Raw genomic sequence first — 13,381 nt, 5'->3', positions numbered from 1 at the left:
GGTGTATTGCCGTAGAGCATGTACCCCGTGGAATCGAACACGCAAATGCCGCGAGCCACGCGTATCGTCATTCCGAGACTGTCGTGACTCGGGTCGTCATCCGCATTCCACATCGCAGGCCAGCCTGGCAAATGCAAAGCGAACTTCACCGGATTCTGCCACGTATTGCCAGCGGCAAGCGACGAGTCGCAATGGACTGTCACCTGCCAGCGACCGGAACCGAGGCTTTCCATCGAGGCCGAAGAACATTTGGACCTGTCGTCAAGTTCATAATCCGGCGCAAGGCCTTCTTCCACGAAGAAGTAGTAACGCACGTCGAAGTTCTTCAACGAGACATTGCCCGTATTTTCCACATTGAAGTGAATCTCGCTTGCCAGCTTGTCGCCACGCACATCGGCAGCCAGCACACGGACCTTGGTCTCGAGCGATACGGGATCTTCCATCTCGGCGCAGGAACCGCCTATCAGGTTATTGTCCTTATCCAGGACGACAACGCCAACATCTTCATAGAAACCATCAATATTTGCAACCAGGCCAGAATTCGGATCCACGAAGGACGGGTCGTCGGAAGCATTCCACGGCACATTGCCGGAATTATAGAGACCGAAATGCGGCCCGTCGCCACCGAACACTGTTCCGGCAACCGGAATCGTTTCGGCAAACGACCATTCCACGTAACCCGTATTGGCACTCTCGGAATGCACTGCAGGGAATGTTGGTCCGTAGTTCGGCCAATAACGGTCAGCTCCAGCCTGCGAGGCATCCTCGCCACGGAAATAGTAGCGGACAGAGAACCCATTCACGGGCTCATTGGATACGTTACGCAGGCGAATGCGCGGACGGAGCGTAGATGTTTCCGGGTACCCCTCGTAGCGCAAGTACGACTTAACCTTGCGAGCCGTATCGGCAGGTACAATTCCGGCAACATTGTCCGAAGTACTTGTACCCCAGGCAATCATCGAGGCTGGAATGTTGGCCGTCGTAAGTGCCACGCCACCAATCTGAACACCGGCAGGAACCCTCAGCGTCAACGTATGCGTACCCGCTGCAAGATGAACGGACACACCAGAAACAGTCACTGCACGCCAGGTATTGGATACAGATGCCATTCCTGCCAGCAAACTTGATTCGCCGACATAGACCGGCTTATCGCCAGCCGTAGCGGACCTTGCGTACAGCACGACATTATAGTCCGCAGCATTTTCGACGATTACGGACATCGCGAGTGTCGCCGAATCGCCCGACACAAGGTACTTGTTGCCAGCCACGGAGCAGGAGAACTCATTCGAGAATCCGCTCACCGCATCCATATCCTTCACGGCGATGACGATGACATCGGAAACCTCACCCGCATCGGTGACGGGCTTCGAAAGTTCCTCGACTTCAGCAGCAGTCAACGCACGCGAATACATGCGTATATCCGCGATGTTTCCAATATAGGAAGGTTCGCTACCCGCCTTGCCCATAGAGAACACACCTTCCATTTCACGTTCTAGAGAAATCCCGGAATTACGAGCAGCCTTCGATTCGCCGTCGACATAGAATTTCACGGAATCCGAATCTACCGTAACGACAACATGTGACCAGGACTTGTTTGTGATCGGCAAGATGGAACCCGTTTTCCAGTTATGCGAACCCTCAACAAGCATCAAGGCCCGCTTATTCTGCAAAAGGCGAATGTCAAGAGCGTTTACGCCCTTAAAACTGAGTATTTCATGCCAAGCATTATCGTTGGGGTTCCCCGGCTTAATTCGGGCCTCGAAAGAATAAGAATTCGTGCTGCCAAAATCGACCATGCCATTGCCATAGATATAATCCGTAGACTTGCTAAAATACAAGCCGGCATCGCTGCCCCAAGGACCGCCCATCTTTTTAAACAAATCAAGATCATGGCCCGTTCCCAACAACTCATGCACAAGGCGACCACCACCTTCACGCGCCGGGTACCACAGGGCAAGTTCCGTCGGGTACGGGTAAAGTTTTTCAGATACATGTTTCTGTTCCGCATGGTTATGACCGTAATCTTCCACACGCATTTCCATGGAGAGGTAGCAGCCGGTACATTCGGCAAGCTGCTTTCGGGAAATACGGACACTTACAGACACATGACCGGCAGAATCAGGCACCACGTTCATGACACGCAATGTATCGCCACCGAACACCGGCGTCACGACCACGCGTGCAATACCCGACTCAGAATCGTGCACATCCGCAGTCGCCGTAAAGATTCTGTCAAGGACCTCGGAAGAATCCTGCACAGAGAAGTTCCTGATGGCAGGACGTGCAGAATCCGTATAGACTCGTGGCCCCGCCATCTGCATATCCATGCCGAGAGCGGAAACGCCCACGTAGCGCGACTCATAAATTCCGGACGCAATCTTGCCCAAGCCGGATGCACCGGAAGTCTTGGAACCGTCATAGATTACCGTATCGGGAATCTCGCCGCGGATTTCGGCTATGACTTTTCCATCACGATAGAGCGATACCAGCCCGTAACCCGGATGCGTGCAACTAGCACCATAGGCCATGTAGCCGTTGTCAAGACCGAGCCACAATGAATCAGATGGAACGGAGCAAGCAAACTGCGCGTTCACCGTCAAAGCGCGAGCCACTGCCGGAGCTGCAGGGAGTTCTTCCATATTTCCTTCCGCATCGGGTTCGCCAAGGGCAACCACGAACACGTAGCTAGTATCAATGGCGTTACCGCGAGAAGGCAAGGCAATTCGGGCAAAACCGTTGGAATCCGCAGTAAAAGCAAGAGTGTCTGGCGGAGTAGCATCACCACGGTTGGCCCACAGCGAATCATCATCTACGTACAGCCTAAATCTCGATATGCCGTCCACACGGACCGTGCGGTTTTCAGTCGAGGCGATTTCAGGCAAAACAGTCACGCTGAAGCTCGGAGTTTCAGCAATTCCGGAAGCCATCGCCGTAAACACGGAGAAGGTCCTTGTCTCGGCGGAAATCAGCAGGTAGGCCCAAGTACTGTCATTCCCTGCACAATCCGTTTTTGTCATCTTATTACTTTCGTCGCATTTTAAAGTGTCAGTTCCATCCATAACGGCACTTCCGTCTGCATTCAGGAACCCATAGAGAGCATTTTGTAACGGGACAAACCTCTTGCCCGTGAAATCCACCTTGTACAACCTTACCGTCTGCGGGGTCGCACGCATCGCAACCATCTCCTCGCGACTTATCTTCATCTGTATACGCGGAAGAGCGGAAGTGTTGGCAAATGTCATTGACGGCAAGACTTCTACAATCGGGCCCTTGAGGGCCAGATTGTTGAAGACCTCGAATGAGTAGTCCGACGCTTCGACTGTTCTGACAGTGACATTTTTGACGGTATCGACCGAATTCTTCGGGAATGTAACACTGGCTTCTTCAAACAGGGACTTGACCGTATTGCCACTTGTCGGCTCCACAGCACGTCCGATAATCATCTTGAACTCAGCAAAATTATATGCAGTCTTATCTCCCCATAAAAGCATGAACTGGGTGTTTCCCTGTAACTTGTTGACATCGAACCAACCCAAGCGATACCAACCTTCTTCATCATTGCTATCCAACTTCACCCCGTTTCTCCACTTGATGGAATCCAGCATGGGACCAGGAATGACATAGAAGGCGGTATCATTCAGGTAAGCCACATCGTACATGTAGTTCTTCTTTAAGTACGCGCGCAGTTCGACAAGTTCCTTGGGGCGCTTCGCCTCAATGGAATCGACCGACTTAAACCCGATAATCATATCCGAGGAATCCGGGAAATGGCCAGCGATATTCAAGTGAGTATGAGTACTGGAGTCTAGCTGTTCCAATACAGCAGAATTTATAACAACATTTTTCACCCATTCGTTGTCATTTCTATACAGGCGCTTCATTGACAAAGATTCGCTATTCGGACGCACGGGTGTTACCGCAAGAGAATCTTCGGATTTTCGATAGATTATATCTTCCTTAAGCGAATCTGCCTTGACATATAGGGTATCGTTGGTGACAGACAACCTAATTGACGAGACACCACCCGAAATCTTAGCTGAATCAACCCTCAAGTTGCTTATTGTGGCATCGACCTTATCACCGACAAGATTGCTGAGCACCGTTGTAACAGAATCGAATTTTACAAAGAATCGACTGCTGTCGGCATCAAAGTTCCGCGACGAAAGTTGGACAGGGAATTCAAGCTTCTTGTTCCCGAATTTAGAGACATCGACGCTATCCCAGAAAAGAGCTTCCAGCGATTTGGCACTTGCAATCTCAGGCGAATTCACCTTATTTTTAATGACACTATCGCCACGCACCATTCTGGCAGTCCACACAGAGTCGGAATAATCCCCATAATAGTAGTGCGCACGCGAACCAAAGTCATAGTACTTATAGCAAGGTGCGGTTCCATTGTCCGTAAATTCCCATTCTTCGCCTGAGACTTCACAGGAGTCTTTTACATGCTGTTGCCAATTTGCCGTAGCAGGATAGGCTATTGAATCAACAGTAACTGTTCCTAGAGCCTTGTTTCGTCCAACATAGAACACAACGGAATCAGTCCCTGAATAATATGGAGTATTCCTTACCGTATCATCATTGCTTGTGGCGTATACGATGCACTTATTCGCAGAATTGTTGCCTCTTTTAAAGTCTGCCAGTGCAATTGTGTCGCAGCGCTGTACCACCGCGTCGCTCACCACGGCGGCTTGGAAATAATCATGATTATCGTTGGGACCATAAAAATGCAGATCGAAGCGAGCGTCTTGCGGATGGTTCTTATCCTCATCCGCAAACAGGAACGTATTCAGGCCACCATCAATCGATGACGCTGGATACATGGGTAGATATTGGACCTCAAACGGAGTCAAGAGGCCGTATGTACGGTCGTATTTCCATTCAGTTCCATCGTAATAAGTGCCGTCGTCTGTTTTTCCTAGTGATTCAAGGGCTTTCCAGTAACCACTTTTTCCATCTCCAAAAATCGTTTTATTCGTATGGTCAAACCGGACCGTGCGGTTTACGAGATTATCCATGCCGAACGGGGCGTCCCAGTAACTTTCGGGAATAGTGAATTTAATAGTAAACAACGCCCTTTGATACCTATGAAATCCTTCCCTAGTACAATTAGGATTTGGAGTACCATAATCGCTAAAGAAACGTCTCGTACCACCTGGATAAAAAACAACATCTGCAAGATTCTTGTTAGGATTATATCCTGATGTTGTTGTATCCACGGCATATTCACACACATTCTTCAGAGTGTCACTGTCTAAAGTTGCCATACAACCAAATCCAGAACCATCATAACCAAATTTCACTGAATCTATTTCTGTCCCAGGTAAATTATATGCTTTATCAAAATTTGTCAGCGACCATAGTGCGTACTCGCTTTTCTTCGCTTTTGAAAAATCAACCAAAGAGTTCACCGAATCCAATCTTTCCTTTGCAAGGAATTGCCGATATCCTTTTTCTGAAAAGAGCACTATATCAATAAGGTTATTTTTGGGACCCGTTCTTCCATCAAATCCGTGACTATTTTTAGTCCAGTTAAAAAGCATCAAGGAATCTCTCTTTGATTCAGTGAATGTCAGGACACCATGAGAAAACTCATCAACCTTATTCAAGGAACCATTTTCACAAGTTGAATTGAACCAGCCGTTTATCTGTTCCATTTCTGCATGAAAATACAATACATAAATCAGCTTCAGTTCCTTTCTATGTCTCTTTATCGCCAGGCTAAAGCGTTTCGGTTCGTACTTGAGAATCTGTTGCGTTCCCGAAATTTCGCCTTTTAGGGGGATTCCGTCAACAAGCGAAGAGTCCGGCAATTTCCATCCGCTGACACTGGCCTTGACCAGGTAATCTGCCGTGGGTTCGTACCGGTACATTCCGGGATTTCCGGTATCGGGATTGGCTTCGGAGACATAGACTGCCGGGACCGTGTTATGTAGATTCTTGGGATATGTGGGAGTCAGGTCCCTCATGGTTTCTGCATGCTTTACATGGAATGTCGCCTCCGCAGACACGGCAGTATCTGTCGCGTTCGCGGGATACGCCGTAATTTTCAGCGTATACAAACCTTCTTCCGCGACCGATGTTCCTTTTATCTTTCCATCCCAGCGGACCTGGTAGGCGCTGTCGCTCACGTTAGCCCGCATTGTTTCGGTCGTATCCTGCAACACAGCGATGCAATCGCCGGTAGCATCCATAATGCACGCCCTTACCTTGGCATCCCTGTACTTGACACCATACTTCGCCACCATGGAACCAAGCTTGAAAGCACGCCGTTCACACAGGCTATCCGGTATCGTTTCGTCGGCACAGACAAGCGCCGTATCCTTTTCCATAAGCGTAAAATCGGGCAAGGTTGTATCGGGGAGCACGATCTCGAGTTCGGGGAGCTTTATCTTAACCTTTACCGAATCCCTGATTACATACGGGTTGTTCGCGATGTTTTCGGTAATTTCGGCATAGACCGTCATGTTTCCTTCCGCCGGGAACCTTCCCGATTCGGGACCGTCCCACCTGAAACTGATTCCGTACGCTCGCGGATCTACGGTCCAGCCAACCGTCAGCGGGTTGAGCGTATCGCTACTGACGAGTCCGTCCGCTACCCAGTAGAAACCGTCGTTTTCCTTTTCCCCGAAATAGACCTTCATTTTTGGCAAGAAAGTATCCGCAAACGCATTTACTTGCGATACATGGAAAGCCGCCGTTGCAGTCATCACCACATGGCCCTCGTTCCCGGTCAGAAGCATCTTGCTGTTCACGGAAGAAAGCGGGCGCAGCTCGGGGAAATCCTCGAAATACATTCCCGACGACGTCGGCAACGCGGCAAAAACATAATCAAGTGGACGAGTCGTACATTTTTGGGCATTATTCCCGTCAGGTCCCTCGCAGGTATGGCCAAAGCCGAGAGAATCGTATGCAACCTCCAAGGTATCGCCCGCAGCCAAACCCTTCCATTGCAGGTGGTAGCCGTCTTCCTGTTCATAGAACCATACGGCGGACTTACCAGAGGAGGTATCATTTGGGGCGCCATAGTACGGATTACGCCAGGCCTTCGACACCGATTCATCGAACATACCCACGCCAGCGGCATCCTTGGCATACACACGCATCATGTAACTGCTATTGAACAGTCCCGACAAATGCAGGGAAACATCCAGCGTATCCTTGCCGACAGTTAGACTGTCTTTCGGATTGACTACGAAATGGTGTTTTACGCCCGCAGAATCTATCATCCCCAAATCGACCCACGCCGTATCAGTCACCCACTGGGAATCGGGACCGTCAACACAAATGGAATCGGCCGCAGCAGCACAGGTTCCCAATTCGATAATGTACGTCCCTTCAAGATAATTATCATTCCCGAGATTACGGTCAAGGTATCCCAAAACGGCTTCATTGCTCTGCGAGACCCTGGAAACATTCCGGTACTTGTCATTTTGCAGGGCAGAAACTACGGAAATTCCCGATGTTTCCCAAACAAGTTCACCGTCTGCGCCAAGCGATTCGACATTGGCATAACGAAGCCGATAAATCGTATTCAACGAATCCGCAAGCCTGTAAGGCGGAGCGATACCCGTAATGGCAACCAGTTCCGTAGTCGCACGTTCATCGTACGGAGAGGTGATTACCGGAGTCCATTCGCCCATGTAGAACAGGTCCGTCTTGAAGGTTGCATTTCCGGCGGCATCGATACAGGCCACTTCCAGGTAGCACTTGCCATGACGGCCTTCCAGGGAATCAATCTTGAACTTCACGGAGTCATATTTCAACGTTGTTGTAGGAATCAGTTTCCAGCCGGTCGTATTCCCGCAACCGCCTATACGGTAATGGCATCGCATTCCGGTGCGGTTGGTGGCTACATCATGGCGTTCATCGGCAGAAATCGTCGCCGAATAATCCTTGAAAGAATCCGGATAGACGAGTTTTGTACTCACCAGGCTCTCGATGTATGGCGCGGTCTTGTCGACACGCAACCTTTTCGGGAACGCGTAGGCGGAGCTGTTGCCGGCGGCATCGCGCACGTGGGCGCGGACTGCATAGTCGCCGTCTTCGAGACGCATGCCGGACATTTCCGTCCAAATGCCGTTCACGGCATCCCCGTCCTTGACCCATACGGAATCGCCTGCGTGGTCAACCTTCGCAGTATCGCCCTGGTGGATAAAATTCCAGGCGACGGTCACGGGAACACTGTCGCGACCGCCTAGGGATTCCGTTAGCTTGTACGATATTTCAAGCAGACTGTCTTCGGTTGCGTAATCGTACGCATTGTTCCGGGCTGGTCTGGAAAGTGCGGAATAGGCTGATGCCGAGGTGGAACTACCCCGCATCGCGCCGTCACTCATTACAGGGGCCCGCGTATCCACGAAGAAACTGTCAAATACGACAGACGAATTAACAAAGTCGTTCGGATCGGGCCAGAGGGTATCCGCAATACTCCCCGGATGGGAGCTGATTGCATCTACGAGGTCAACCATTTTGCCGTAAACGGCGCTGTCGGGCACGGCGTAGTCCACGGCGTACGCCCTGACGCAATAGTTCCCGTCGTGACCCCTGACGGCATCGCGGGTTACGCTGTTCCACTGGATTGCAAAATTATTCGAGGCCACATCGGCCATTGCCGGGAAGTCGGCGAAGGGCTTGCAGCGGTCAATGGAATCGCCCTCGAGCCGCCCCAGGGACACTCGCATGGCACGGATATCGGGAGCGTGCGCGGTGTCGGTCCACGAGAAGCGCGCCACGAAGGATACGCTGTCGGGGTTGACGACTGCGTCCTCGGACGCGAGCATGAATGCAGGCGGGGTGCGGTCCACCGTGAACGGCACCTCGTAGGTGTTCGAGGAATCCTTGGACGCGGTGTCGGCAATGTTCTTGATATTGACGAAGAACTTCCAAAGGTATTCGCCCTCGTGCGGGTCATCGTCGACGTGGTTCGAAGCGAAATATGCACTCGAGGAATCGTAAACGATGCCAGTTTCGCTTGCGCCGGATGCAATCAGCGACGAATCAATGTACCATTGGACCTCCGGTTTCATATCGCGTAACGGGTAGGTTATGACCGTATCCACGGACTGCAACACAATCGAGTCCTTCGCCGAATCCGCCTTGAAGCCCTGATAGCCCAAGGCACTTGCATAGGCCTTGAAGCCCTTGATCTTGTTCACGACAACATCGCGCTTGGGCCACGAAGGCTGAAGCATATTCGCGGTCGCCTTGAAGAGATAATAAAACCGCTGCGTATTCGAAAGGCCTATCTTGTTCACCGTCGAAATCGTGACCGTGTTCTGGTTGTCCTTCTGAATCGCAAGTAGATTCGGATAGAAGTCGGTTGCGATAAAGTCAAACTGACCGTTTTTCTTGACAGGGTGCGGGACCGTCCGCTCCTTCAAGCAAAGAGAATCATTCCCCTTGCTATCACGAACATAGACCGAGTCCATTATGTTTTTCCACGTTCCGCCGCCACTCCGTGTGTACACAGTGCATGCATTGGAACTCGTATCCGGCTTGGTAATATCGCACTCCCATGCGATTTCCTCCTGATAGTTAAAATTCATACGGATTTGGCGTAACCTGTGCGGCATCAGGTCGTCCACCACAAAAGAATACTTTTCAATCCAATCTTCAACGGTAATCGCGGGGACTTCATAACGCTCCACATGACGGATGGGGACGCCTTTCTTGTTTTCAGAGCCATCAGAGTGCAAGCCGTCCACTTTTTTCCAGCGGTCCACCTTCACACCCATCTTGGACCAGTCGGACTCCGACTTGAAACGGAGAGGCGTTGTCAAGCCCGAAAGGGATTGATTCTTATGGGTCGACGTCAAGTCATTAGGTGATTTGAACAAGCCCAAAGCACAGTTTACTCCATTCTTTGAACCAATGTAATAACAGTTGCGGTTCAAGGTAGATTTTTCACGGGCTGTAGAGGACATTCCCTGAAGTTGGTTCAATGTCGCCGTATCGTTCAACGCCAGGTTCACGAAAGGACGCTCGTACAGGAAGTCTTCCATGAGATATGGGGTGTAGGATGACATTCCTCCGCCTAATGGAGAAAACGCTTTTTTCGCAATTTTCATCGTATCCAAATCGGAATAATTGAGGGGTAACGTGTGTGAATACTTCAAATCAGAAAAACCAGCTACAGCAGCGGGAATAAACATCAATGAAATGCTATAAGCCGCTGGAATGGCAATGGCGAGTTTTCCGGCTGTAGCAGCAGCGGCACCAAATCCACCAAGTTTCGCAATGATTTCCAACGCAAGAATTGCATCCGATGCAATCGACATCAATGCAATTTTGTCTGCATCCGATTCGATTGAATTCGGAGCAGCATTAAAATACGCCCTTTTGATATCAACAGCTGAATTATTCAAAAGATCAACATGCTTCGCCTCGCTAGAAGTATCTGGAACAATGCTACTTCCGTTATCCTTAACGGAAAAACCTCCCACACCAGCAATAAAAGAAGCCATTGTATTCACATAGCATATTGTACCTTCCGAATTACCTGTTAGTTGTGAAATGGCATTCTCAAAAGGCAAAGATATCACGTCTGGTACCAAAGCTTGATATATATTTTCAGCAAGGCTATTCTCATCAGGAGTCGGATCTGTGAATGTCATAGCATTCTTACTAGCAAGGATTCGATACATAGGTTGTTTATCAGTATCGTAATCCTTATGATTTAGTTCATAAACTGTATTTTTCCCTGTTTTTTTAGGATCAACATAACTAACAAGCGAATCGTCTTTATGATATATCTCAGGGGAAAAAGCCCTAGCTAAATAAGGTGTAGCCTCCCCTATAGCGAAAGATGCTGCCAATGTAATCAACGCCGTTTTGACAGAAAAATCATCGGACGCAACAAGAGTCAATGCCGACCCAAGGATTCCAGAAAATAGCGCGGCTTGAACAAAAGTATTCTTTGCGTTTTCGCCTAATCCGCCTCGGACTTCCTTAGCAACCTGCATGTTCAACGCACCGGTTCCTTCGTGCGGAGAATCCAACGTTATTATTTTATCAACATCATCATTATAATAATCGCTCTGCACATATTCACGTGAAACGACCCCGCCCATGCTGTGCCCGATAAGGATATAACGTGAAGCAAGTTGGCGATATAAATCAGGATATTTACGTATGGAATCGAGGGCAGTCTGTCCATAGATGTATTTCCTTTCTGTAGAATCATATACTGAAGCTTTTACTTCTTGGGCTTCTTCCATCAAAGCTCGACGACGACCAAAACCACCTTTACCATAATTTAGATTTCCTTTATTCCAAGCTCTATCGCCCAATTCGTGTGCATTATTACTCGAACTATTTGCTGGATTAGAAAAAGAACGCCAGTTGTATATGTACGAATTACGAACATTCTCATACTCTTTACTATATATTTTTTCCTCAAATACTTTTTCATTGAGCCATCTCGTTATCCTACTATCCGATGTATAAGACCCCAATGTGGCTTTTCCCAAAAAAGTCGTATCATCGTATGCAGACGGAAGAGCCGTATCCAGTGCATCAATCACATCGTCTAAACGAGTTCTTATTTCAGACTTGAAATCTTCATACCCATAGGATTCTTCCCAATAATCTTCAGACATATGAGGCCATATAAAGCCTTTGTTCCAACCATAAGCTCCGTGCACCATCAAAACATTGTAGTTTTCAATAGATTCCATCGGCTTGGGGATGGACCACGAATCACAAATTAAAATCAACGCCAACAAAAAGACAACATACTTTTTCATACATTACTCCAAATCAACGACGACTTCATCATTTTGATAGAATTTTAAAGGTTCTCGCCATGTAAAATCAGGATTAAGGCATATAATTGCTTTCGCTTCTAAACGGCAGATGCTAGCACGAAGTTCAATCATCTTACCCCAAAAAATACCCCTACTAAATATCAAGGGTGAAGAAAGTGTATCGATATTATTTTTTAGAATATGGCCTTCAAGAGGGTGTTCGCCAGGTGCTGAACAATAGACATCCTTCCCCCAAGCCCTTACATCGTCACACACCTTAATCCATTCCAAATCCTTATCTAGCCGCTTATAAGTTAACATCCCCGAAAGCGTATCCAAAACCGCATACTGGCAACTGTCACCACCGGCATTTAATGATTTATCTCCAAGTGCAATAAATCTGCCATCAAGCCATTGTTTCACAGATTTCGTTTTGAATTCTACAGAACAGTTGTCATACGAGATTTTAGGATTTATTATATGCGGTTGTTCGCCAATCTTCCACATTTTGAAAGACCCCGTTAAGGATCCACCCCAAATTATGGAATCCGTCAATTGTCCGCTGAACCAACCGGAAGCATTTTCTTCGACAATGGAATCGCACCACCTGGGACCATTCTCCTGCACTCGATAATTGTATGTACATAGTCTGGGGTTTGCGGTTCCATCATCTTCCAAATACTCTCCATTCCAGCGTTCCGTTGTCTCATGCCAAAAAAGATAGTCCCCAACAATCACAAGAGAATCATCCACAAAACCTACAACCTTGGCATTTCCACGCCCCTGCCACTCAAACGACACTTCGTCCGAGCACCCCCACATGCATACGCATGCAAACGCGGTTATGGCAACCGCAAGCAGCCTCGCCATTTCAGACTTGTTCAACAGATGTTTCATACTCTGTTCTCCTTAAAACTTTTTCTGCGTATTTTACTACAAAATAATAGCAAATCAAGTTGCATATTCAAAGCACCGGTCCCTTCATGCGGGCTGTCTAGAGTAATTATCTTGTCTACATCGCCATTGTAGAAATTTCCCTGCACATACTCGCGAGAAACGACACCACCCATTGAGTGACCTATAAGGATGTAGCGAGATGCTAGTTGACGGTATAAATCGGGATTCTTGCGAATGAGTTCGAGAGCGGATTGACCGTAATGCACTTTACCACTATCATCTTTGGCGATAGCTTTCATCTCCTGCGCTTCTTCAAATAGAGATCTTCGTTTTCCGAATTTAGAGAAGCCACTTGTTTGGACATTCCACATTCGGTCACCCATCTCACGAGCATTATTCAAAGAACTATTTGCAGGATTTGTAAAGGAACGCCAGTTATAGATATAAGAATTACGAGCATTCTCGTAATTTTTTTCACTTACAATTTCTTCGAATATATTTTTTGCAAGCCATTTGGTTATTCGGTTATTCGAGGTATAGTCCCCAAGTGTCGCATTACCCAAAAAAGTTGTATCTTCATAAGCAGAAACATACTCCGAATTCTCAGATATTCCCTTATCAGAGCCATACGCACCATGTACCAAAAGCACATTGTAATTCTCAATGGATTCCATCGGCTTAGGGATGGACCAGACATACGCTACAATCAATGCGACTGCAATAAATATTTTTCTCAT

General features: G+C 48.3%; 3 protein-coding genes and 1 pseudogene. All 4 read right to left on the bottom strand.

Annotated elements, in window-relative coordinates; genetic code table 11:
- Positions 1-10,466: LamG domain-containing protein (locus tag BUC02_RS13960; RefSeq protein WP_254794235.1), on the bottom strand; the 10,466-nt coding region annotated here is incomplete at its 3' end.
- A gap of 444 nt (positions 10,467-10,910) precedes the next feature.
- A pseudogene (locus tag BUC02_RS16800) lies at positions 10,911-11,219 on the bottom strand (esterase/lipase family protein); the annotation flags it as partial.
- Between the two features lie 531 nt (positions 11,220-11,750).
- Positions 11,751-12,644 carry a hypothetical protein gene (locus BUC02_RS13950; protein ID WP_073323556.1) on the bottom strand — a complete coding sequence of 298 codons (894 nt, stop codon included), beginning with the start codon at positions 12,642-12,644 and terminating at the stop codon, positions 11,751-11,753.
- Positions 12,641-13,381, bottom strand: a complete 741-nt coding sequence (locus tag BUC02_RS16430) for an esterase/lipase family protein (RefSeq protein ID WP_073323554.1) — start codon at positions 13,379-13,381, stop codon at positions 12,641-12,643. The genes BUC02_RS13950 and BUC02_RS16430 overlap by 4 nt, the downstream gene beginning before the upstream one ends.

The organism is Fibrobacter sp. UWOV1, assembly GCF_900142495.1.
Taxonomy (GTDB): Bacteria; Fibrobacterota; Fibrobacteria; order Fibrobacterales; family Fibrobacteraceae; genus Fibrobacter.
This window is presented reverse-complemented; position numbering and strand designations above follow the sequence as displayed.